The organism is Pseudomonas sp. LB3P93 (assembly GCF_054898025.1).
On the sequence record NZ_CM142713.1, the window covers coordinates 2489927 to 2512193 of the forward strand.

Genomic DNA, 22267 nt, shown 5'->3' on the forward strand with positions numbered 1-22267 from the left:
TAGGGCTCACAGCTTGTTCCGGGACACTGGTTAGGCTGCCCGACGTTAAGCGATTTGCCGGAGCAAGACCATGCTTGATTTACGCCAGCTCGACCTGAACCTGCTGCTCGCCTTCGACGCGATTTATCAGCAACGCAGCGTCACCCGCGCCGCCGAGGTGATGTGCCTGTCGCAACCGGCCATGAGCAACGCGCTACGGCGCCTGCGCGAATTGTGCGGCGATCCGCTGTTCATCAAAAGCCGTCTCGGCGTGACGCCGACGCTGGTGGCGCATCGTCTGGCCGACTATGTGCGCGCCGCCCTGGAATCGTTGCGCGATGGTTTGCGCATGATTCCGGCCGCACGGCAGAACAACCCGTTGCTGCGCATCAGTTGCCTGGACTGCCTGCAACCGGTGCTGCTCGACGCCTTGCTCGAAGCGCCGCACGCCGACTGGCAGGTGCGCTACTTCCAGCCACGTCGTCGGGATGCCTTGCAGGAATTGGCGAGCGGCAAACTCGACATCCTGATCGACCTCGATCAACCGCTGGCCGGGCTCGCCGGTCTGCACAAGCAGGTGTTGCCCGCCGACCATTACGTGTTTGCCTACGGCGCGGCGCTCAAGGAACCTCCGCGCACGCTGCAAGCCTATCTGCAGCAGCCACAGATTCAGATTTCCAGTCGTCGCGACGGACTCAGCCCGGTGGATCTGCACCTCGGTCTGAAAAGCCTGCGCAGGACGGTGGCGGTGAACACCCAAAGCACGCTGGCGGCCAAACTGATCGCCGATCGGCAGCCGTTCGGCATGAGCCTGCCGAGCCGGGTCGCCACCGTGCTGGGGTTGCAGCAGGTGCCGTTGCCGCTGGATGAACCGGTGGAGCTGAAACTGGCGCTGTACATCGAAGCCCGCTACCGCTTCGAGCGCAGCCGGGAGGAAGCGATGCATTGCTTGCTGCGTGCGCTGGGCGCGCCGCGAGCGGTGCAGTCGCTCGCACGTCGCGCCTAGTCCAAAAGCTGCACAGAACCCCTGTAGGAGCGAGCCTGCTCGCGATGGCATTGTGTCAGCCAGTGATGAGTGTGACTGACACACCGTCTTCGCGAGCAAGCTCGCTCCCACAGGGATAGCGGCGATGCGACTTTACTGCGGCCGATCCACCGCCAGCAATCGCTGGTCAACCGCCACAACCGCATCGACCATCGCCTGTGCCGCCGGTGTCAGCGAGTAGCCGGAGCGGCTGACGATGCCGTAATGCAGTTGCAGGCCGGGGTCATCGCTGGGTACGTCGACAAAATCCAGCAGGCGGATGAGTCCTTGCTCGGCCGGTTCAGCCAGGGCTTCCATGGTCGCGATGCCGACGGCGTCGGAGCGCAACACCACTCGGCGGATCGCGTCGAATTGCGCGCATTCGACGCTGGGGTTGAAGTCCGGCTCGCCCTGCACGTCGGCGAGGATCTTGCGGATCATCGGTGGAATCCGGGTGCCCACCACGGCGTAGCCGAGCAGGGCACGCAGGGTCAGATTTTCCTGTGTCGCCAACGGGTGATCGATCCGGCAGAAAAACCGCCCGCGCCGGGGTCGCAGCAGTTGCACCTGATACTGCGGATCGCCGGTGAAATAACGCGAATCGGCCACCAGGAATTCGATCTGCTGCTCGCGCAGCCACAGCGCCAGTTGTTCCCAGTCGCCGAGGTGGAAACTCGTGCGGATCGCCGGATGGGCCTGGATAAATTCTGCCAGCGCCTCGGGCACCAGCAGCTGCGCCGGATACGGGCCGCAGCCGAAATGCAACTCGCCACCCGTCAGGCCATTGTATTGGGTCAATTCGTTGTGCAATGCCTGACTGCCGGCCAGCAGGCGCCGGGCGTGTTGCAACACCAATTCGCCCTGACCGGTGAGGCGGAACTCGCGACTGCTGCGTTCCACCAGAGCGCAATCGAGGTCCCGTTCCAGGGTCTGGATGCTGCGGCTGAATGCCGGCTGGCTGAGATTGATCGCCTCGGCGGCGCGGCCAAAACTGCGGTAATCGGCGAGGGCCACGAGGTGGCGAAGCTGGCGTAAGTCCATCATGCGTCTCCTGCATTCTTCGGATACTTTTAATGCATTTGATCGATAACACGGCGACTGGCATAAGTACAACCCTGTCTTCTCGCCGTAGCCTGCCATGCCTGATCAATCCTTCGCTTCCAGTGCGTTTACCCGAACCATTCTCAACCATGCCCGGCAGTCCGGCCTTTGCCAGGACCAGTTGCTGCAGCGCGCCGGCATCAGCCTGTCGTGGCTGGACGGGCAGGGTCAGCACATCCCCGCGCACCTGGTCGAACAGCTGTGGCGCGAATGCGAGCGCGCGGGCGTTGCTGCCACGTTTGGCTGCGAACTGGTCAACGGCATGGCGACCACCTGTCTGCAAGGCTTGAACATTCTGCTGGATTCCGCCGCGACGTTGCGTGCCAGCCTGGCCTGTTTTACCGGGTTCCTGCCGCGGGTGACCAACTACGTGGTGGCCGAACTCGAAGAGATCAATGGACAAGCCCGACTGCACCTGCGCGCCGCCCACGGGCAGCCGCACTTTTATGGTCTGGACGCGGCGACGTTGACCCTGGTACGCAACATCGCCCGACGCCTCGGGCGGGCGCCGGGGGAGGTGTTTGTTGGTGTCAGCCTGACGCCGCATCAAGCCGCCGGCGACTGGTTGCGCAGCGTTGGCATCGAGGTGCAAGAGGGCGCGCATCCGTGCCTGAAACTGCCGTCGGCCAGCCTAGATGAACCCTTGCTCGGCGCGAATCCGTTTCTGCATCAAAGCATGCTCCGTCACTGGCAAACCGAGGCCGCGCAACACACTCGCAGCGACAGCCTGGATATGGCGCGGCATTGGCTGACGGCCGGTGACCAGCCCATCGAACGCATCGCCGAACGCCTCGGTTACCGCCAGCCGAGCAACTTCATCCGGGCCTTTCGCAAACAGTTCGGCATCACCCCCAAGCAGTTTCGACTCTCGCTGTGACCACCGCCTTGCTGTGACTCCGTTGCCGACCCCGCCTTGCTGCGTAGCAGCTGTCGAGCCCCAGCGAGGCTGCGTTCGGCGACGCAGTCGTCGTATAAACCCTGCGCATCCAGTCCTCCTGACTCACCGTGCTGCCTGATTTCACGACGACTTCGTCGCCGAACGCAGCCTCGCCGGGGCTCGACAGCTGCTACGGGGCGGTTGTGCTGAAGAGGTCATCAAATACACCGTGATGCACCGTGATGATTATTTTTTGTCGGCCATCGCTTGCGTGTAGCGGTGGATTGTTGGGCACCGTGTCCGGGCTGAGTAATCCTGACCGGAGCCTAATAATGATAAGAAAAAGCTCGGCCACAGCCGCAGTCCTCCAGCGACCGCATCGGCTTGGCCACACCCGCCCGCAACCCCTTGCGCTGGCGATTCTTGCTGTCCTGACAAGTCCGAGTTACGCCACCAGTTTCGACACTAACGAAGACTGGAGCCTGTCGACCAAAACCACGCTGTCCGTGGGCAGCAGCTGGTCGACGCAGAGCCCCGACAAAAGCCTGATGACCCGCGCCAATGCCCTGCAAGCCCAAGGCGTGCGCGCCAACGGCAGCAGCGTCAGCGCCGACGATAATCGGCTGAATTTCGAGAAGGGCGATCCCATTTCGCAGACCTTCAAGGGCCTCACCGATTTCAGTCTCGATGGCCAGGGCCAGGGCGCGTTCATACGCTTCAAATACTGGTACGACCACGCCTATGAAACCCGCAAAGGCCGGTTCAAGGATTTTGACGATTCGGGGTGGGACGACCTGTCGAAGTTCAAGGGCTTCGAGATGCTTGATGCCTATGTCTGGAAGGATTTTCAGGTGGCTGAACACCCGTTGACGGTGAAGGTCGGCAACCAGGTGTTGTCGTGGGGCGAGTCGTTGCTGATCCAGAACGGCATCAACGTGATCAACCCGCTGGACGTCTCGGCGTTCAACCGTCCGGGCGTGGAAATCAAGGAAGGGCAGTTGCCGGTGGAGATGGTGTCGTTCAGCTTCGGCCTGACCGACAGCCTCAACCTCGAAGGCTTCTACCAATACAACTGGCGCCCCAGCGTACTCGATGGTTGCGGCACGTTCTTCGCCAGCAGCGATGCGATCCAGAAGGGTTGCGGGCCGTTGTATTTGAGTCAGGTACAGACCGATCAACAGATGCAGGCGGCTGGCTTGTACGCCACTTCACGAGGCAACGAATCGCCGTCCGATAACGGCCAGTTCGGCTTCGCCCTGCGCAACATGATCCACGCGCTGAACGATGCCGAAGCCTCGATCTACTTCATCAACTATCACTCGCGGCTGCCGTATTTCACCCTTGATGCGAAGAACACCAGCCTGCCTGGCACCTTTCCCGGTGGCATTCAGGCGCCGAGCTACGGGGCGGCGTTTCCGGAAAATATTCGCCTGTACGGCATCAGCCTGAATGGTGTCGAACCCAACAGCGGAATTTCCCTGGCCGGTGAGTTGAGCTATCGGCCGAACATGCCACTGGCGATCAACGCACCGGACATCAACGTCGCGGTGATTTCCGGGCCGGGCGGCAGTTCCTGGGTCGATCTGCCACCGGGTTTCAACGTTAACCGCGGCAGCCGCTACGACGGTTGGGTGCGCAAAGGCGTGTGGCAGATGACCGGCTCGGCGACCCAGGCCTTCGACCACATCCTGGGTGCGACCCGCTTGAGTCTGTTCGGTGAAGCCGGCGTCGTGCACATCGACGACCTCGGCGACGAGCGTCTGGGACGCAACGCCGCGTTCGGCCGCAGTGCGCCGCGCAACGGCACGGCCTGCAACACCGTGGCCTCTGGCGTGACCAATCAGTACTGCACCGACAAGGGGTTCGCCACCGATTGGTCGTGGGGCTATCGCTTGCGCGCGAGCCTCGAATACAGCGACGTGTTGCCCGGGATCAACCTGATTCCGGCGGTCAACTGGCGGCATGACGTCTCGGGTTATTCCTACGACCCGCAAGGGCCGTTTCAGGAAGGCCAGCAAGCGCTGGGCCTGAGCCTGACCGGCGTTTACATGAACGATTACAGCGTGGAACTGGCTTACAACACGTTCTTCGGTTCCAACGACTACAGCACCCTCGACGACCGCGACTTCGCATCCGTCAGCTTCAAGGCAGACTTCTAAGGAGAACCGTTATGCGTATGCAAATGTGCGTGCTGGCTTTGGCCTGCACCGTCGGCCTGGTCCAGGCCAAAGGCACTGACTCCGCCGCCCTCGGCAAAACCCTGACCCCGATGGGTTCGGAAATGGCGGCCAACGCCGACGGCAGCATTCCGGCCTGGAGCGGAGGCCTGGCCAGTAATGCCGGCACCGTCGACAGCAAGGGCGGTTACAGCGATCCGTATGCCGCCGAGAAGCCGTTGTTCACCATCGATTCGAAGAACGTCGCGCAGTATCAGAAGTTTCTCAGCCCCGGGCAGATCGCGTTGTTCAAGCGCTTTCCCGACAGCTACAAGATGAACATTTACCCGACGCACCGCAGCGCCAATCTGCCCAAGGATGTGCTGGCGCAGAGCCGCGACAATGTCGCCAAAACCAGCCTGGCCGACGGCGGCAACGGCTTGCACGATTACGCCCGGGGCATTCCGTTCCCGCTGCCCACCGAAGGTCTGGAGGTGATGTGGAACCACATGACCCGCTATCGCGGCGGCAGTTACGAGCGCATCAGCAGCTCGGCATTGGTGCGTGAAAACGGCGCCACCAGTTACGTGCGCAACCAGTCGCTGATCAACTTCGCCGACACCGTGGGCGGGCTGGAATCGGGCGCCAATATCCTGTTCATGTTCAAGAGCCGCGTGCTGGAACCGGCGCGTCTGTCCGGCGAAGCGGTGCTGGTGCATGAGCCGATCGACCAGGTCGCCGAGCCGCGTTCGGCGTGGCAATACCTGCCGGGCCAGCGTCGGGTTCGTCGCGCGCCAATGATCGCGTATGACAACAGCGCCCGTTACAGCAACGGCCTGATCACCGCCGACAACATCGACGGCTACAACGGCGCGCCGGACCGATTCGACTGGAAACTGATCGGCAAGCAGGAGCTGTTCATCCCTTACAACAGCTACAAGATCGGCAGCCACGGGCTCAAGTATGACGAGGTGATCAAACCCAATCACATCAACCAGGACCTGGCGCGTTACGAGAAACACCGGGTGTGGGTGGTGGAAGCCACGCTCAAGCCCAACGCCCGGCACATTTACGCCAAGCGCCGGTTCTATGTGGACGAGGACAGCTGGCAGATCGCGCAGTCGGACCAGTACGACAGTCGCGGAGAACTGTGGCGCAGCGGTGAGCTGCACGCGATTCAGCAGTACGACCACGGCTTCACCTACAACGTGCTGGAAACCTCCTACGACCTGATTTCCGGCCGCTACTACGCCGGTGGCCTGGCCAACGAAGAGACCGAACCGATGCGCGTCGGCTTCGCTGCCAAGACCGATGATTACACCCCGTCGGATTTGCGCCGCTGGGCCAAGTAGCCGCAATTTCTAAAGCACCCAACATCCCATGTGGGAGCGGGCTTGCCCGCGATGAGGCCATCACATTCAGCATCTTTGTTGACTGATCCACCGCCATCGCGGGCAAGCCCGCTCCCACAGGGGACTGCGGCGTTTGCCGCAGTTTTTACTACCAGGAGATCTGCCGTGCGCTACTGGATATCCGCTCTGGCCATGGGCGCAAGCCTGGGCTCTGTTCACGCTGCAACCCTCGATCAAGCCCAGGCCAGGGCATTGGCGCAAGAGGCGTACGTTTTCGCCTACGCCACCGTCGAGCACGACAAAGTGCTCACCGCCATCGCCGCCAAATTGCCGTTCAACCGGCTCTACAGCGAACCGCGATTGCTCGGGCCGCAGGACAACAAAGTGGTGTCGCCGAACAACGACACGTTCTATTCCCGGGCCTTGCTCGATCTTCGCGGCGAGCCCTTGGTGCTGCAAGTGCCGACGGTGGAAGGGCGTTATTACAGCTTTCAAGTGGTTGACATGCGCACTGACAACCTCGATTACATCGGTACTCGCGCCACCGGCAACCAGGCGGGACGTTACCTGATCGTCGGACCGGACTGGCAGGGCGACATGCCGGCGGGTTTCAACGGCGTGATTCGCTCGCCGAGTCGGCTGGTGTTCTTGCTCGGACGCACCGAGGTCAAGGGCGAAGCCGACCAGAAGGACGCGGCGAAAGTGCTGACGGGCTATGGGCTGCAACCGTTGTCCCATGTGCTCGGTGGCGCGGCGCCCGAAGCGTTGGCCCCGCTGCAATTGCCGCCGTATCAGGACACGAAACAAGGACCGGCGCAGGCGTTGCTCGGCACCTTCAATGCCCTGGCGCCGCTGCATAAATGGACACCCGCTGAACGCTCGAAGCTGCAGCGTTTCGCCGCCATTGGCGTGAAACCCGGCGTGGCCTTCGAACCACCAGCAGACTTAATCGAAGCGATCGCCCAAGGCGCAGAGGCCGGCCGCGAACAAGTCCGTGCGGCCTCGAGCCAGCTATCGGTAGAGCACCAGGGCTGGTTCCGCTCACCGACCAATGTCGGCAAGTTCGGCGACGATGACCTGACCCGTGCGGCGGTGGCCTGGCGCTACATCTACGCCAACGATCCGGTGGAAGCGGTCTACCCGATGGCGTTGCACGATGCGCAGGGCCAGACGTTGGACGGCCGCAAAATCTATCGCCTGCATTTCCCCGCCGGACAGTTGCCGGCGGTGAATGCCTTCTGGTCATTGACCCTGTACGACGGCAAAACCCAATTGCTCGCGGCCAACCCGATTCAGCGTTACGCCTTGGGTGATCGCAGCCCCGGTTTGCACTACGACGCTGACGGTGGCCTGACCCTGATCCTGCAATCCACCGCGCCAACGCAAACGCAGCAGGGCAACTGGCTGCCGACACCTGAAGGTCCGTTCAATCTGTTGCTGCGCTTGTACCTGCCCAAACCCGGGGCGCTGGACGGCAGTTACCGGTTGCCGACGATTGCGAGGGTCGAGCCATGAACCTGATCTTCAGCCGACGTCGCGTGCTCGGTGGCCTGGGGGTACTGGGAGGAAGTCTGATGTTTCCACGCTGGTTGCTGGCCGCCGACGCGCACGACACTCGGGCCATCGCTCGGGAGGCGTGGATCTACGCCTACCCGATGCTGATGCACTATCAGACCCTGGAAAAACAGCTGCTCAACCCTGCCGCGCCGGAGTACGTCGGTGGATTCAATCGCTTCCGTCACTACAGCGAGTTGTACACCCCGAAAAACCGCGAAATCGTCACGCCAAACAACGACACGCCGTACTCCTGGGCCAGGCTGGATCTGCGCAGCGAACCGCAAGTGTTGAGCGTGCCGGCGGTCGACGATGATCGTTACTACGTTCACCAATTGGTCGACCAGTACACCCACAATTTTGCCTACGTCGGCGTGCTCAGCACCGGGCGCGAGGCGGGGGACTACCTGATCGCCGGGCCTGACTGGCAAGGGCCGACACCGGCCGGAATCAAGGCCGTGCTGCGCAGCGAGACCGAAATTGTCATGGTCCTCGGGCGAACCGGTTTGAAAAACGCTGATGACTTGCCGGCGGTGCTTGCATTGCAGCAGCAGTACCGATTGCGTGCGCTGCATGAGTACACCGCCAGTCCGGCACCTGCCGCGGCGCCCGCAATTGCGTGGCCGGAGTGGGACAGCAAAACCGGGTTGGGGCCGTCGTTCATCGCGACGTTGAACCAGATTCTTACGTTGTGTCCGACTCATCCCTCCGAGGTGGCGTTGCGCGAACGATTCGCGCGTATCGGCATCGTGCCTGGCGAGGGTTTCGATGTCGCGGCACTACCGATGGAAACGCGTCAGGCCTTGATCGCCGGGATTCAGGATGCGCAGGCGCAACTGCAAGCGGCGGTGAGTCAGGTTCGTACCACCCTCGGCCTGTTCGGCACCCGTGAAGCGTTGCACGGCAACACCCTCAACCGCGCCGTCGCCGCGTACGTCGGCATCTACGGCAACAGCGTGGAAGAGGCGTTTTACACCGGCACTCGGCAGGACAACCAGGGCCAGCCGCTGCAGGGTGGTCGTCAGTACCATTTACGCTTCGCGCCGGAGCAGTTGCCGCCGGTCAGCGAGTTCTGGTCGTTGACGCTGTATGACCTGCCGGACCGGCAACTGGTGGCCAATTCAATTGATCGTTATTGCCTGAGCAGTCGCAATCAGTTGCAGGCGGACGCGGATGGCGGGTTGACGCTGGTGATGCAGCCTTCGGCACCGCAAGCTCAGAGCAACTGGCTGCCGACCCCAGCGAGCGGGGCATTTACCCTGGTGTTGCGACTGTACGGGCCGGGGCGGGAAGTGATTGAGCAGGTGTGGCGGATGCCGGTGGTTGAAGTGATTACTGCGTAACCCGGCAGACCCAATCGCGAGCAAGCTCGCTCCCACATAGGATCTGTGGCGTTCACAAATCCCCTGTAGGAGCGAGCTTGCTCGCGATGAGGCCAGACCAGCTGACATCGATGTTGACTGAACCACCGCCATCACGCCCTGAGCCTTTCCGTCAACGCGATTTTGCTGTGTTCAGCTCGCTGGTCAACGGCGAGCCGTGCCGGAGCAAGGCCTGTAAATAAACCTTTTCGTCGTACACGGTGCTGGTCTTCCAGCACCGATAAACGATCCGGATCCACTTGAACGCCAAGGCCCTGAGGGCGGCTTGGTAAGAGCAGCCTTTGGCCCTTTGCTGGCGATAATAAGCTTCTGCCCACACCGATTGATTGATGCTGTGTGCAGCCCACTCAACAAAGGTCTGGCGCAAAAAAGTTGCGCATTGATAGCGCCAATGAACGACTTTTTTCTTGCCGCTACGTTCGGTAACCGGTGCGATCCCGGCGTATCGCTGCATCGAACTGGCATCCTTGAAGCGATCTCGCTGCTCACCAAAAGCCACCATCAACCGTGGCGCAAGCTGCTGCCCCGCGCCGGGCAAGGCCTGGAAGAGGCGGTAGTCGGCCAGGGTATTGGCGGTTTTTTCGATCTCCCGATCAAAGTCTTTGATCGCCGTGATGACCCCTTTCAGTTGCGAGACCAGGGCCAGCACATACAGCGCTGAAGGACTGACCACGCCTGGATCTTCAGTCAACGGCATGGCTTTGGTGATCAACGCCAAACGCTGCTGATTGAGTTCAGCATGGCGAACATTATGCGCGTGAAGGAACTTCAAAACGCTGGCCGGCCGAGCGCGCTTAAGCACTTCAAATGTCGACCAGCGCGCCAAAAACTCACAGAAAACCAGCGTGTCATGGTCATGAAACAGCTCAAGAGCCAACGGATAATACTGTTTGAGCATGCAGACCAGACGGTTGCTGATCTTGACCCGGTCATCGACCAGCCCACGGCGATGTTCGGTCAGACTGGCGAGCGAACGCATGGCGGAGCTTTGCTGGACCAGTTGAGGAAACCGTTCTGGGTGATTCAGCAACAGCTCAAGCGCCCATTGAGCATCCGTTGGATCATCCTTGGCGCCACTGGGGACGAAGGTTTTACGGTGCCGGGCCAAGGTGCTCGGATTGATCGGAAAGATACAAAAAAACTCATATTTTTGCAGAGCCGCTATCAGTGGCCCTTTGTTCAGCTCCACGGCGACCGCGATCGGGCCACCGTAACGTTGATGCAGCGACTTGGCCCAGCGATCAATCGACTCGGGCTTGTGGTCGATGACCTCGAAACTCCGCTGAGCCTCTCCAGTTATCTGCAAACAGATGTCGTGCTTGGCATCTGCCCAATCAATTCCGATATAAGCAGTGAACCTCTGAGACAGGAGCGTTTGCATGGAACACCTCCACAGGCGCTAAAGTACATGCAGGGACATGCATGCTTGCGTCCAGCGAAGGCGATATAGAGAGCCGTGTCGGGCTTTCCCTGAGAATTCGTTAGAGGGCGCAAGCGCACCTGTGGGCTCGAAGGTGATGGCGTAATCATCGAGTGCTTCGCGAGCATATTCGTAGCCCGCAGGTGCATGTTCCTTCCTCGCCGACAGCGAACTTCCAGCGAAGTCAGTATGGAAGAGAAAGGAACGGACTACCTATATCGCGAGCAAGCTCGCTCCCACATAGGATCTGCGGCGTTCACAAATCCCTGTGGGAGCGAGCTTGCTCGCGAAGGGCGCGACGCGGTTTTCCCGCGTCACCCATTCAAGGCGTCACGATATTGAACTGCGGACTGAAGCTATCCAGACTCGTCAGCAATTCCCCAAGCTTCTTCCCGTTCCCTTGCAACTTGATCAAACCTTTCTGCATCGCCGTCGGAAAATCCAGCTGTTTGAGGCTGATCTGCTGCAGTGTCAACTGGCTCAAACTCACACTGGCATCCGCCGCAGGATTAAGCCCCGAACGGTGAGTCAGCACCCCATTGCGCAAGGTCAGGTTGAAATCCTTGTGCTGATCTTCAAACGTCCAGTTCAACGTCAGGTCATGACTCACGGCCTTGTCGCTGTCGAGACGAATCGCCAGGTAATCGAAAAACATCTCTGGCGTCATCGCCCGCACCATGTCCACCGACACCGAACTGCCGGCATGCTGCGGCACGCCGCTGCGCAATTCCATGGCCCCGGTCAGGTACATGTTGCGCCAGGTCGCGTTCTCGCTTTGATAACCCAACTGCTCCAGCGCATCCGCCTGGGCGCTGCGCCCCGGCACGTTGTCGGGTTCAGCGAACATCAGCTGATTGCCCAACTGCGCCGCCCAGCGATAGTCACCCTTGGCCATCGCCGCACGCATCTTCTCGACGACCGCCGCGCCGCCACCCATGGCTTCGACGGAGCGCTTGGCGGTCTCCACGGGCGGCAACGGATTGAGGTTGGCCGGGTTGCCGTCATAGAAACCTATGTAACGCTGATACACCGCCCGCGAGTTGTGGCTGAGCGAACCGTAGTAACCGCGGGTGTACCACTTCTGGTCGAGATCGCCGGGCAGTTTCTGCATGTTCTCGGCGATTTCCATCGGCGTGAGGCCCTGGTTCAACAGGTGCAAGGTGCGGTCGTTGAGAAACGCATACATGTCGCGCTGATCGGCGAGGAAGGTGCGAATCCGCTCACCGCCCCAGGTCGGCCAGTTGTGTTGGGCGAACAACACGTCGCTCTTGTCGCCATAACGCGCCAGGCTGCTGTCCAGGTATTGCGCCCAGGCCTTGGCATCGCGCACGGGCGCACCACGCGGAGTGAGGATGTTGTGCATCATTTGCGTGGCGTTTTCGGCCATGCACAAGGCGCGTAATTGCGGCAGATAAAGGTTCATCTCCGACGGTGCTTCGGTGCCCGGGGTGAGCTGGAATTCCACCTCGATGCCGGCGATGGTGCGAGTTTCCAGTTCCTTGCTGATCAGGTCGGTGGGCTCGATCAAGGTGATGGTGCCGCCGGTGGGCAGGCTCTTGCCCATGCCCGAATCCACCTGGCCTTTTTCACCCCGAGGCAGCAGGCTGCCGAACTGATACTGCGCGCGGCGGCTCATGGCGTTGCCGGCGTACACGTTCTCGCTCATTACGTGTTCCATGAACCCGGACGGCGCGAACACTTTGACCTTGCCGGCCTTGACGTCAGCTTCGTCGATCACCCCGCGCACGCCGCCGAAGTGATCGACGTGTGTGTGGCTGTAGATCACCGCCACCACCGGTTTCTGCGGGCGGTTCTGGTAGTACAGCGCCAGGGCGGCCTTGGCGGTTTCGGCCATGGTCAGCGGGTCGATGATGATCAGCCCGTCGTCACCTTCGATGATGGTCATGTTGGCCACATCGAGGCCGCGCACCTGATAGATTTTCGGGCTGACTTCGAACAATCCTGCGTGTGCGCTGAGCTGGGCCAGGCGCCACAGGCTCGGATTGACAGAAGAGGGCGCCTGATCCTTTTCGAGGAAATCGTAAGCCGCAATATCCCAGATGACCTTGCCGGCCGCGTCCTTGACCTGACCCTTGAACGGCGCGATCAAACCGCGACTGACCGATTCGAAGTCGGTGCGGTCACTGAAAGGCAGGTGCTGCAGCACGGCGGCGTTGTTGGCTGAAGTGATCGAACTGGCATCGGCGGGCACATCGGCGGCGTACACCGGTTGCGTCAGGCAAGCCGTGATCAGGCAGGCCAGCAGGCCACGAGGGCTTAAAGTGAAACGAGGCATGGCGTCTCCGTTTTTTATCGTTATGGTTAGACCAGTCTTGAGGTTAGGGCAGCGGTCGGTGAGGGCAGCAATCCGCAACGGACAAAAACCATGCAAGGCCGCTATCCTTGCCCCACGTTCATCAAACAGGCTTGCCTATGCTTCAGGTCCAAGGCGTTTTCAAAAGCTACGCCACTCCGCAGGGTCCACTGCCGGTGCTGCAAGGTGTCGACCTGACATTGAAACCCGGCAGCAGCCTGGCGCTGATGGGGGAGTCGGGCAGCGGCAAGAGCACCTTGCTGCACTTGATCGCCGGGCTGGACAAGGTCGATCAGGGCAGCATCCGCAGTGGCGAACATCGTCTGGAGCAGATGAACGAAGGGCAACTGGCCAACTGGCGTCGGACCGAAATCGGCCTGGTGTTCCAGCAGTTCAACCTGATTGGCAGCCTGCGGGTCGAGGATAATCTGGCGTTTCAGGCGCGACTGGCGGGGCGGCATGATCCGCGCTGGCAGGCGCATCTGGTGCGGCGATTGGGCTTGGGCGATTTGCTGCGGCGTTATCCCGAGCAACTCTCCGGTGGGCAACAGCAGCGCGTCGCGTTGGGGCGCGCCCTGGCGTCGCAGCCGAAATTGCTGCTGGCCGACGAGCCCACCGGCAGCCTCGATGAAACCACCAGCGATGAGGTATTGAAGTTGCTGCTGGAATTGCTCGACGACAGCTCGACCACCTTGTTGATGGTCACTCACAGCCCCCACGTGGCAGCGCGTCTGGCGGAAAAAGTAGTGCTGCACCGTGGCCGTCTGGCTGGCGCGGACGAGCGCTGAAGTGCGAGTCTTTGGCGAAACGCTGCGGGCGCTGCTCAGCCATTGGCGGCAGCACCCGGTGCAATTTTTCAGTGTGCTGACCGGGCTCTGGCTCGCCACCAGTCTGCTGACCGGCGTTGAGGCGTTGAACAGCCAGGCGCGGGAAAGCTATGCCCGAGCCAGCCAGTTGATCGGCGGCGAACCCCAGGCCAGTCTCAGCGCACCCAGTGGCGCGACCTTCTCCCAGCAAGTGTTTGTTGATCTGCGCCGCGCGGGCTGGCCGGTATCGCCCGTGCTGCAAGGGCGGGTGACGCTCAGGGGCCATGAAGACCAGCGTTTGCAACTGATGGGCATCGAACCGGTGTCGCTGCCGGCCGGTTCGGCGGTGGCGGGGCGATCGTTGGCAATCGAGCAGATTGTCGAGTTTTTCACCCCGCCGGGCCGCACCTGGATTTCACCGCAAACCTTGCAGACGTTGGGGCTGCACGAGGGTGAACAACCGTTGAGCGCGAGCGGTGTGGCATTGCCGCCGCTGCAGGCTCAGACCGACATGGCCCCCGGTATGTTGCTGGTGGACATCGGCTTCGCCCAGCAGATTCTCGGCCTGCCGGAGCAACTGTCGCGCCTGCTGCTGCCCAAGGATTTCAGTGCTGCACTGCCCGATCAGTACAAAGGCCAGTTGCAGCTCAAAACCAGCGGTGAAGAAAACAATCTGTCGCGGCTGACTGAAAGCTTTCACTTGAACCTCGATGCCTTGGGGTTCCTGTCGTTCGTGGTCGGCCTGTTCATCGTTCACGCCGCGATCGGACTGGCGCTGGAACAACGCCGGGGATTGCTCAGAACCCTGCGCGCCTGCGGGGTCAGCGCCCGCATGTTGATTACGTGCCTGGTGGTTGAGCTCGGTGCGCTGGCGCTGATCGGCGGCATTGCCGGTGTCGCCAGCGGCTACCTGCTGGCCAGCGTGTTGTTGCCGGATGTGGCCGCCAGCCTACGCGGGTTGTACGGCGCCGAAGTGGCGGGGCAGTTGAGCCTCAGTCCGTGGTGGTGGTTCAGTGGAGTGGGCTTGAGTTTGCTCGGCGCGCTGCTGGCCGGAGCCAGCAGTTTGTTGCGGGCGGCGCGTTTGCCGTTGCTGGCGCTGGCCGATCCGCAAGCCTGGCATCAGGCTCACGCGCGCTGGTTACGGCGCCAGGGTTGGGTCGCGGCACTGGCCGCTGTCATCGCACTCATCGCCTTGTTCTGGGGCGACAGCCTGGCCAGTGGTTTTGTGCTGATGGCGGCGCTGTTGATCGGTGCCGCACTGGCCTTGCCGGTGGTGCTCAATATCGTCTTGAACCTGGCGTTGAGCCGCAGTCATTCGGTGCTCGGCCAATGGTTTCTCGCCGACTGCCGTCAGCAATTGCCGGCGCTTAGCCTGGCGCTGATGGCGCTGTTGTTGGCACTGGCGGCGAACATCGGCGCCGGCAGCATGACCGCCGGTTTTCGCGAAACCTTCAATGACTGGCTCGAACAACGCCTGACCGCCGAACTCTACGTCAATCCGCAAAACCCGGCCCAGTCCCGAGAATTGCACACGTGGCTCAAACAGCAGCCTTCATTGACCGCCGTGCTGCCCAACTGGCAGGTATCGATCCAGCTGCAAGGCTGGCCGGCGGATATCTTCGGCGTGATCGATCATCCGACCTATCGCCAGCATTGGCCGCTGCTGGAAGCCTTGGGCGACAACCCCTGGGACCGTTTGGCCAAGGACGATGCGCTGATGCTCAGCGAGCAACTGGCCCGGCGCTTGAACGTGCGACTCGGCGATCACTTGACGATCCCCACGCCGGGCGGCCCGTGGTCGCCACGGATCGTCGGGATCTACGCCGACTACGGCAATCCCAAGGGCCACCTTCTGGTCAACGCCAACCATCTGCTGCGCGGGTGGCCGCAGCTCACGCCCAATCGTTTCAACCTGCGCATCGAGCCGGCATTGATTCCGCCATTCCTCAAAGCGCTGCAAACACGCTTCACCCTGGACGACAGCCGAATCGTCGATCAGGCGCGGCTCAAGGGCTGGTCCACGCAAGTGTTCGAACGCACCTTCGCCGCCACCGCCGCGCTTAACAGCCTGACCCTGGCCGTTGCCGGTGTGGCGCTGTTCATCAGCCTGCTGACCCAGAGCCAGAGCCGTCTCGGGCAACTCGCCCCACTGTGGGCGCTGGGCGTGACGCGCCGGCAATTGATGCTGCTCAACCTTGGGCAGACCTGGTTGCTGGCGGTGCTGACGCTGGTGCTGGCCTTACCGCTGGGGATCGCGTTGGCGTGGTGCCTGGACACGGTGATCAACGTGCAAGCGTTTGGCTGGCGATTGCCGCTGCGGGTGTTTCCGCTGCAGCTGTTGCAGTTGATGGGGCTGGCGTTGCTTGCGACCTTGCTGGCGTCGGCGTGGCCGCTGTATTCGCTGTATCGCACGCAACCGGCCGACCTGTTGAGGACGTTTGCGCATGAGGATTAAGGTCGCGGTGTTGCTATTGGCGTTGTTGAGCGGCTGTGATAACTCCGCGCCTGACGATAAAGGCTTCGCCGGCCTCGGCGGTGAGGCCGCCGCGTTTACCCCGGTGGTGCCCGGTCGGGTCTTCAGCTTCCCGGAAGATCATGGGCCGCATGACGGTTTTCGCATCGAATGGTGGTACATCACCGCCAATCTCAAGGATGATCAGGGCCGTGAGTTTGGCGTGCAATGGACGTTGTTTCGCAGTGCCTTGAAAGCTGTTTCGGAGCAACCGGGCTGGGGCAATCAGACCATTTGGCTGGGGCACGCAGCCGTGACATCGGCAACGGCCCATCACGCGGCCGAACGCTATGCCCGTGGCGGCGTGGGTCAGGCGGGTGTGAGTCTCGCGCCGTTCAATGCCTGGATCGATGATTGGCGCTTTAGCAGTCAGGGCTCCGAAGCCTTGGCGGATCTGCAACTCAGCGCTCGCGACAAGGGCTTCAGTTACCAATTGCGGCTGACGTCCACACGCCCGCTGGTGCTTCAGGGTGACAAGGGTTTCAGTCAGAAATCCGAACAAGGGCAGGCGTCGTATTACTACAGCCAACCGTTTTTCCAGGCCAGTGGCGCGCTGGAAATTGATGGCAAGACTTATCAGGTCAGCGGTCCTGCGTGGCTCGACCGCGAGTGGAGCAGTCAGCCACTGACCGCCAATCAAAGCGGTTGGGACTGGTTTTCGCTGCACCTGGACAGCGGCGAACAGATCATGCTTTACCGCATGCGGCAAAAGGACGGCGCGCCTTACCTCACCGGCACCTGGATCGATGCCCAAGGCCGGTCGCAATTGCTGCACGCCGACGACATCAGCCTCACTCCGCAAGACACCGCCACAGTCGCCGGGCGTGAAATGCCGGTGCGCTGGTCGATCAAAATCCCCGCCAAACACCTCGACATCACCATCACCGCGCTCAACCCCAATGCCTGGATGGATTTGCGCATTCCTTACTGGGAAGGCCCGGTGCAATTCAGCGGCGGCACGGGCTATCTCGAAATGACCGGGTATTGAGTCGGAACTCTCGGCTGAACGACGTCCTCCTACGTTATGAAGCCCGTTCACAGGAGCCCGCCATGAGCGACGATCTCAAACTGCCCGATCTTGCTGCGTGGCAACGCCTTTTCGAAGACAAGGCCTACTGGCAGCAATCGCCCGACGCCCATTACAGCGAACTGCTGCGGGTGGCCGACGACTTGCTAGGGCAGGGCGCCATCGACCTGGAGCAATGGCAGGCCTTGAAGGCCAAGGCCGAGCAATCCCACAAAGACTCGCCCGCAGTGAACGTCGCCCAGGAAGTTGATGATCCCGAAGCCTGAGGAGAACCATCATGAAACCCCAATCCCCCGACATCGCTGAACACCCCGACGAACCGCGACCACCCGGTGAAGTCGAACGCGACAACGACGCCCTGCGGCCCACAGACCCGACCCGGCGCAAGGAAAGCGGCAAGGGCACCGAAAGCGGCGAATCCACCGCACAAGAAACTGCGAACACTCCCTGATCAGCGTCTATGCTGATTTGCACAGTCGACGCTGACCCACGGGCCAGAGCCGTCTGCTGCCACCAATTCACAGGGAAAGTATTGCTTATGAAACTCCACGCACTGACTAAAGCCATCACCCTCGCTACCTTGCTGTCTGCCACCAGCCTTGGCGCCATGGCTGCGGACATTCCGCTGTCTGCCGTTGTGGAAGCGGATCAAGTCACGACCAAAGTTGTCTCGGTCGATGCGGCAAATCACCAAGTCGTCCTGGAAGGGCCGGAAGGCCGCAAGGTTCATGTGCAACTGACCGACAAGGCCAAAAACCTCGACAAACTGAAAGTCGGCGATCAAGTCGACGTGAAGGTTACCAGCGCTGTCGCCGCGTACCTCGACACCGATGTCGACAAAGGCCTGCCAGGCACTGTCGAGCGCACCGGCGAAGTCCGTGCCGCCCCCGGCAGCGACAACCCGGGTGGTGAAGCCTACCGCCAGGTGCAGGTTCAGCTGAAAATCACCAAAATCGACCTGAAGAAAAACCAGGTGACCTTCGAAAACCCTGCCGGCCAGTCCAAGACCATTGACGTCGTGAGGCCCGAAGTTCAAGAAAAATTGAAAGACCTGAAAGTTGGACAAAGTGTCGTAGTGACCTACACCGACATACTGACAGTGACCAGCAAACACGAAAGCTGAGTATTAGCTCTATATATTGATTGTTCTTGTACAACTTTTTTGTATAAGAACAATCAGTTTTAATGGTCTAACTGGTGAGTTTTTTGTTGTCGTACAAATCATATTTGAAATGACATTTAATTAATGTGGTATCGATAAATTTCATGATTATGTATACGGACAACTTTTCCGACTTATATTAAAATACTTCCCGTTCGCCCAGTGGCAGGGCTCTTTACCAGTGCAGGGATTGCCGAGGCCATTACACTGGGCGAACACCTCCTCGGGGCAATACGCACCTGCTGCAATACGTTAAGATGCGCGGCATTTTCAAATCAAGGATGAAAACGGCCGCCGCCGTTCTGACACGGATGAAACCACTCTCCCTTTATCACCCGGCCCTCTACTGGCTGCGCGTGTGGCAAAAAAGACTGTTTCGGCAAATGGCCTGGCACTTCTCCAGCTGGCAATACGCCGTTTCGATCAACCCCGAATCCCGCTTGCCCTTTCGCTACCTCAAACACACCTCCAAGCTGATCCGAAAACTCGGCAACTCCGATATTGCGTTGCAACACAACAAAGTCATCAACCTCAAACTGGCCGTGTCATCAATAAACGGCATAGTCATCGCGCCCGGCGAATACTTTTCCTTCTGCCGTCTGGTGGGCCGCCCGACCCGCAAACGCGGTTACGTCGAAGGCATGGAACTGTCATTTGGTGAAGCACGCAGCGGCATCGGCGGCGGCATCTGCCAACTGAGCAACCTCATTCACTGGATGGCCATTCACTCACCGCTGGTGGTGGTAGAGCGGTCGAACCATAGCTTCGATCCGTTTCCTGATGAAGGACGGGTGTTGCCGTTCGGCTCCGGGGCGGCGATTTTTTATAACTACATAGATTTGGTGCTGCATAACCCGACGGATCGGCATTTTCAGTTGAAGTTGAAGGTTGGGGAGCAGCAGTTGGAAGGGGAGTTGTTGTGTGACCGGGTGAGGGAGTTTCGGTATCACGTTTATCAGGTTGGGCATCGGTTTTTACGCGAGGGCGGGCGGGTGGTTCGGGAGAATGAGATATGGCGGGAGGTGAGGAGTAAGGGGCAGGGGAGTGAGGTGTTGGTGAGTGAGCGGCTTTATAGGAATCGAGTGGTTGTTAAGTATGAGGTTGAGGAGAGTTTATGGTCGTGAATGTATGAAGAAACGGGTGATTTTAAAATTGCCCGTTTTTGTTTGGAAGTCGATAGAGCTTTTGGGGGGGCGAAGCACTAGTCGATAGGGTTGAGCCATTACATCCGGATCAATTCCTGAAGTAAAGCTCATCCAGTTGCCGTCTCCGAATCCGCAGATATTCCTCCCATACCTTTGGGAAATCTTCATCTTTAGTGAGGGGGAAAGTCAGATAAATGTACTTGCCTTTAACACTTATATATTCGCGTGCACGTTTGAAGGCAGGTTGTTCGTACATCGAGATGCTTTCATCGTATCCGTCATGGCTGTGGGAGATGCTAACCCTGTGCGGAGCGATCATGCCTCGCGCAAAATCAATCACCCAGCCTTGATCCAGCCCAGTGCTCAAATAGCCGTAAACGCCATCATTTGATAGCCGAATACATGATATTGCCTCAGCACCGTCGTCATCGTTCACCACAATGATCTTGTCTCTGAAGTACTGGATGCTTCGCTGATCCGGTCCTTGCAAAACCAAATTCCAGCCTTCAGCTGACATGCGAAATTCGCCTTGATTTTCGAATTCTGCAATCCAGCCGTTTGAAAGACTGATCTGGTGTTTATTCACGAGAGGTCCTGCTTGTTAGATTGATGGTTAGACGTTCTGCGAGTGGCGACTGTCTCACTTTTTCTGCTTTTTCGGGATCTTGTCGTTTTGTGGAACACGAAAGTCAGAAAGCCAAGTCAGGCATTGGGCTGCCTTATCAGTATCGTCCATCCAGGCCGACTCTTTCTTGTCCAGCTCTGTAAGTGCTCCCACCGTACTCGCACGATAAAACATCATCCAACCTTCGCGTCCTTCATTGACGAACAGGTAGGTTGTTCCATGGCCTTCGACAGCCAACGACCAACAGCCGAAAAATGCGCGCTGGTCCGAGAACTCGATGACGGTGAATCCGGCACGCTTAATCACATTTTGCAGATTGGCAAAAGGCATCAGTAGACTCCTGTCATGTGTGAACCATTTGAGACCCTGATTGTGTATCTTTTTTTTTGAGTTTTTCAGAGCTTATTTAGCCTCTCCGCGATCTGTGCCGGGCGCAAAGATGAGCAGGTAATCGACTTCCCGGTTCCTGCAGAGCTTAACAAATTCTAAAGCTGCAGTTGGATCAGACATGCAGAGATCATAAGCAACTCTATCTATTCGATAGTACTCTTCGTAATTCACCAGGCGACTGCTGACGGGTATCGAGACATAAGGTTTTCCAGTTTCCAGTTCTATACCAATAGAGAATCGCTCGGTAATGCTTGTTAGCGTGTCATAGAATTTCATTTTTTCTCTAAAGGTTGGTGATATCGCTAGGGCCGCCATCATTAATAAGCTTTGATAGTCTCCGGTTGTAAAGCTCAATGTCTTGCGTGTTCGTCGTTTTATTTATTTCTTGATGCAGGAATTCCATGCATTTAGATATTGTCTGCTTTTCATTGCTAGACATATCCAGGATTAGGTCAAACCTGTTTTCAGATAAGACTGGTGCCTTTTTCCGCATATAGTAATAGCACCCTATATTTTCGAGAAGGTCGTTTGCGTCCTCTAGACTGTCTTTTACGGTAATTACGTATTTTTCAAACGCGCTTTTTAGAATAGACACGGGATGTTTTTGTGTCTCGAGAAAACTGCAAAGCCCTTGCCAGTTGATGATGTGTAGTTGATTGCCCCAGTCAGGATCTCTTGTGAAATAGATGCCGGATCCTCTGAAATAATCTGGGATTTCATCTCTGTTTAATGCTTTTTCAAAATTGCTGATCATTAAAGATGTTTCCAGTCATAAAATTTGACTTCAGCTTGAAAGGGGGAGGGTTAAAAGGTGCGTGCATCTGTCATTTAAAGACTTTCAAGGTCAATGGTGCAGTCGTTGCTTTTTAGTTTTTGAAGTCGTTGTTCGAATGAAAGCATCTGTAAGTCTTTGGTTATTTTATCGTGCTCTTTTCTTAAGAGTCTAAATAGGCGGCCAATATTTTCTTTGCTTTTGTTGTCGAGACTCTTAATTAAGTCGTAGTTGTCGGCGGATAGAAATGGGTATTTTTGTCTTGTTATGTAATATGCTGTTATATTGGAAAGTAGACCTTCAGCGTCTTCGTAGTTTTCATTGAGGTGTCTCGCGTATTCTTCAAATATAGTCGTCAATAAGCCCTGCGCAGCTTTTTGGGTTTCAAGTATGCTGCACATTCCTGCCCAGTTGCCTACATATAGATGATCGCCCCAGTCGGATCCTCTGGCAAAGTAGATACCATTTCCTTTGAAAAAATCGGAAATTTCATGTTGATCTAAGGCAGTTTCGAACGTGGTTTTCATTGGGTTTATTTTCCGCCCGTCTAAGTTTTTCACCAACGTCCCCACCCGCCTGTCATGGGTGATACTCTCTGATCCAATTAAAGCTATTTCTTTTGGTTCGCGCTTGGTTGCTCTCCAAAAAAAATAGCAGATGGCCTCCAAT

At 58.8% G+C, this 22267-nt stretch carries 21 protein-coding genes; 13 read left to right on the forward strand and 8 right to left on the reverse strand.

Annotated features, from left to right (window positions below):
* The first annotated feature begins 70 nt into the window (after window positions 1-70).
* Window positions 71-985 carry a LysR family transcriptional regulator gene (locus ACYZT8_RS11100; protein WP_461981029.1) on the forward strand — a complete coding sequence of 305 codons (915 nt, stop codon included), beginning with the start codon at window positions 71-73 and terminating at the stop codon, window positions 983-985.
* Between the two features lie 132 nt (window positions 986-1117).
* Here the strand turns inward: ACYZT8_RS11100 and ACYZT8_RS11105 are convergent, their stop codons facing one another.
* Window positions 1118-2047, reverse strand: coding sequence for a LysR family transcriptional regulator (locus ACYZT8_RS11105; protein ID WP_461981031.1), 930 nt, complete (start codon window positions 2045-2047; stop codon window positions 1118-1120).
* Window positions 2048-2141: 94 nt separating this feature from the next.
* On the opposite strand from ACYZT8_RS11105, the gene ACYZT8_RS11110 reads away from it, so the two are divergent.
* From ACYZT8_RS11110 to ACYZT8_RS11130, 5 genes are all read left to right on the forward strand, one after another.
* Window positions 2142-2981 carry an AraC family transcriptional regulator gene (locus tag ACYZT8_RS11110; RefSeq protein WP_461981033.1) on the forward strand — a complete coding sequence of 280 codons (840 nt, stop codon included), beginning with the start codon at window positions 2142-2144 and terminating at the stop codon, window positions 2979-2981.
* A 332-nt stretch (window positions 2982-3313) separates the two neighbouring features.
* Window positions 3314-5140: a DUF1302 domain-containing protein gene (locus tag ACYZT8_RS11115; protein WP_461981035.1), complete on the forward strand. Its 1827-nt coding sequence runs from the start codon at window positions 3314-3316 to the stop codon at window positions 5138-5140.
* Window positions 5141-5151: 11 nt separating this feature from the next.
* Window positions 5152-6489 (forward strand): DUF1329 domain-containing protein, encoded by a 1338-nt coding sequence (locus ACYZT8_RS11120; RefSeq protein WP_461981037.1) that lies wholly within the window; start codon window positions 5152-5154, stop codon window positions 6487-6489.
* A 165-nt stretch (window positions 6490-6654) separates the two neighbouring features.
* Window positions 6655-8004, forward strand: a complete 1350-nt coding sequence (locus ACYZT8_RS11125; protein WP_461981039.1) for a DUF1254 domain-containing protein — start codon at window positions 6655-6657, stop codon at window positions 8002-8004.
* The gene (locus tag ACYZT8_RS11130) at window positions 8001-9386 is read left to right on the forward strand and encodes a DUF1254 domain-containing protein (protein ID WP_461981041.1); all 1386 of its coding nucleotides are present in this window, start codon (window positions 8001-8003) and stop codon (window positions 9384-9386) included. The genes ACYZT8_RS11125 and ACYZT8_RS11130 overlap by 4 nt, the downstream gene beginning before the upstream one ends.
* Before the next feature lie 151 nt (window positions 9387-9537).
* On the opposite strand, the gene ACYZT8_RS11135 is transcribed toward ACYZT8_RS11130, so the two are convergent.
* Both ACYZT8_RS11135 and ACYZT8_RS11140 read right to left on the reverse strand, forming a co-directional pair.
* On the reverse strand, window positions 9538-10806 hold the full coding sequence (locus ACYZT8_RS11135) for an IS110 family RNA-guided transposase (RefSeq protein ID WP_461973989.1): 1269 nt from the start codon (window positions 10804-10806) through the stop codon (window positions 9538-9540).
* Window positions 10807-11167: 361 nt separating this feature from the next.
* Window positions 11168-13141 (reverse strand): alkyl/aryl-sulfatase, encoded by a 1974-nt coding sequence (locus tag ACYZT8_RS11140; protein WP_461981043.1) that lies wholly within the window; start codon window positions 13139-13141, stop codon window positions 11168-11170.
* Between the two features lie 137 nt (window positions 13142-13278).
* Between ACYZT8_RS11140 and ACYZT8_RS11145 the strand changes: the two genes are divergently transcribed.
* The 7 genes from ACYZT8_RS11145 (at window position 13279) to ACYZT8_RS11175 (ending at window position 19790) form a co-directional block, all read left to right on the forward strand.
* Complete coding sequence (locus tag ACYZT8_RS11145; RefSeq protein ID WP_461981045.1) at window positions 13279-13947, forward strand: ABC transporter ATP-binding protein; 669 nt, start codon at window positions 13279-13281, stop codon at window positions 13945-13947.
* 1 nt (window position 13948) lies between these two features.
* Window positions 13949-16420, forward strand: a complete 2472-nt coding sequence (locus ACYZT8_RS11150; protein ID WP_461982422.1) for an ABC transporter permease — start codon at window positions 13949-13951, stop codon at window positions 16418-16420.
* Window positions 16410-17465: a lipocalin-like domain-containing protein gene (locus tag ACYZT8_RS11155; protein WP_461981047.1), complete on the forward strand. Its 1056-nt coding sequence runs from the start codon at window positions 16410-16412 to the stop codon at window positions 17463-17465. The genes ACYZT8_RS11150 and ACYZT8_RS11155 overlap by 11 nt, the downstream gene beginning before the upstream one ends.
* 62 nt (window positions 17466-17527) lie before the next feature.
* The gene (locus tag ACYZT8_RS11160; RefSeq protein WP_461981049.1) at window positions 17528-17770 is read left to right on the forward strand and encodes a hypothetical protein; all 243 of its coding nucleotides are present in this window, start codon (window positions 17528-17530) and stop codon (window positions 17768-17770) included.
* An 11-nt stretch (window positions 17771-17781) separates the two neighbouring features.
* On the forward strand, window positions 17782-17955 hold the full coding sequence (locus tag ACYZT8_RS11165) for a hypothetical protein (protein WP_461981051.1): 174 nt from the start codon (window positions 17782-17784) through the stop codon (window positions 17953-17955).
* 87 nt (window positions 17956-18042) lie between these two features.
* A complete protein-coding gene (locus ACYZT8_RS11170) occupies window positions 18043-18627 on the forward strand; it encodes a hypothetical protein (protein ID WP_461981053.1) in 585 nt (194 codons plus the stop codon).
* 350 nt (window positions 18628-18977) lie between these two features.
* On the forward strand, window positions 18978-19790 hold the full coding sequence (locus ACYZT8_RS11175; protein ID WP_461982424.1) for a VanW family protein: 813 nt from the start codon (window positions 18978-18980) through the stop codon (window positions 19788-19790).
* Window positions 19791-19899: 109 nt separating this feature from the next.
* Here the strand turns inward: ACYZT8_RS11175 and ACYZT8_RS11180 are convergent, their stop codons facing one another.
* From ACYZT8_RS11180 to ACYZT8_RS11200, 5 genes are all read right to left on the reverse strand, one after another.
* Window positions 19900-20397 carry a hypothetical protein gene (locus ACYZT8_RS11180; protein ID WP_461981055.1) on the reverse strand — a complete coding sequence of 166 codons (498 nt, stop codon included), beginning with the start codon at window positions 20395-20397 and terminating at the stop codon, window positions 19900-19902.
* 54 nt (window positions 20398-20451) lie between these two features.
* Window positions 20452-20766, reverse strand: a complete 315-nt coding sequence (locus tag ACYZT8_RS11185; RefSeq protein WP_461981057.1) for a hypothetical protein — start codon at window positions 20764-20766, stop codon at window positions 20452-20454.
* A gap of 72 nt (window positions 20767-20838) precedes the next feature.
* On the reverse strand, window positions 20839-21102 hold the full coding sequence (locus ACYZT8_RS11190) for a hypothetical protein (protein WP_461981059.1): 264 nt from the start codon (window positions 21100-21102) through the stop codon (window positions 20839-20841).
* Window positions 21103-21109: 7 nt separating this feature from the next.
* On the reverse strand, window positions 21110-21580 hold the full coding sequence (locus ACYZT8_RS11195) for a hypothetical protein (protein WP_461981061.1): 471 nt from the start codon (window positions 21578-21580) through the stop codon (window positions 21110-21112).
* Between the two features lie 74 nt (window positions 21581-21654).
* Window positions 21655-22266, reverse strand: coding sequence for a hypothetical protein (locus ACYZT8_RS11200; RefSeq protein ID WP_461981063.1), 612 nt, complete (start codon window positions 22264-22266; stop codon window positions 21655-21657).
* Window position 22267 lies beyond the last annotated feature (1 nt).

Bases quoted from the DNA above. Each gene is read 5' to 3' on its own strand.
- ACYZT8_RS11155 (WP_461981047.1), top strand. From the start codon at position 16,410: ATGAGGATTAAGGTCGCGGTGTTGCTATTGGCGTTGTTGAGCGGCTGT.
- ACYZT8_RS11135 (WP_461973989.1), bottom strand. From the start codon at position 10,806: ATGCAAACGCTCCTGTCTCAGAGGTTCACTGCTTATATCGGAATTGAT.
- ACYZT8_RS11185 (WP_461981057.1), bottom strand. From the start codon at position 20,766: ATGCCTTTTGCCAATCTGCAAAATGTGATTAAGCGTGCCGGATTCACC.
- ACYZT8_RS11110 (WP_461981033.1), top strand. From the start codon at position 2,142: ATGCCTGATCAATCCTTCGCTTCCAGTGCGTTTACCCGAACCATTCTC.
- ACYZT8_RS11195 (WP_461981061.1), bottom strand. From the start codon at position 21,580: ATGATCAGCAATTTTGAAAAAGCATTAAACAGAGATGAAATCCCAGAT.
- ACYZT8_RS11100 (WP_461981029.1), top strand. From the start codon at position 71: ATGCTTGATTTACGCCAGCTCGACCTGAACCTGCTGCTCGCCTTCGAC.
- ACYZT8_RS11190 (WP_461981059.1), bottom strand. From the start codon at position 21,102: ATGAAATTCTATGACACGCTAACAAGCATTACCGAGCGATTCTCTATT.
- ACYZT8_RS11130 (WP_461981041.1), top strand. From the start codon at position 8,001: ATGAACCTGATCTTCAGCCGACGTCGCGTGCTCGGTGGCCTGGGGGTA.
- ACYZT8_RS11160 (WP_461981049.1), top strand. From the start codon at position 17,528: ATGAGCGACGATCTCAAACTGCCCGATCTTGCTGCGTGGCAACGCCTT.
- ACYZT8_RS11105 (WP_461981031.1), bottom strand. From the start codon at position 2,047: ATGATGGACTTACGCCAGCTTCGCCACCTCGTGGCCCTCGCCGATTAC.
- ACYZT8_RS11115 (WP_461981035.1), top strand. From the start codon at position 3,314: ATGATAAGAAAAAGCTCGGCCACAGCCGCAGTCCTCCAGCGACCGCAT.
- ACYZT8_RS11170 (WP_461981053.1), top strand. From the start codon at position 18,043: ATGAAACTCCACGCACTGACTAAAGCCATCACCCTCGCTACCTTGCTG.
- ACYZT8_RS11120 (WP_461981037.1), top strand. From the start codon at position 5,152: ATGCGTATGCAAATGTGCGTGCTGGCTTTGGCCTGCACCGTCGGCCTG.
- ACYZT8_RS11175 (WP_461982424.1), top strand. From the start codon at position 18,978: ATGAAACCACTCTCCCTTTATCACCCGGCCCTCTACTGGCTGCGCGTG.
- ACYZT8_RS11145 (WP_461981045.1), top strand. From the start codon at position 13,279: ATGCTTCAGGTCCAAGGCGTTTTCAAAAGCTACGCCACTCCGCAGGGT.
- ACYZT8_RS11140 (WP_461981043.1), bottom strand. From the start codon at position 13,141: ATGCCTCGTTTCACTTTAAGCCCTCGTGGCCTGCTGGCCTGCCTGATC.
- ACYZT8_RS11165 (WP_461981051.1), top strand. From the start codon at position 17,782: ATGAAACCCCAATCCCCCGACATCGCTGAACACCCCGACGAACCGCGA.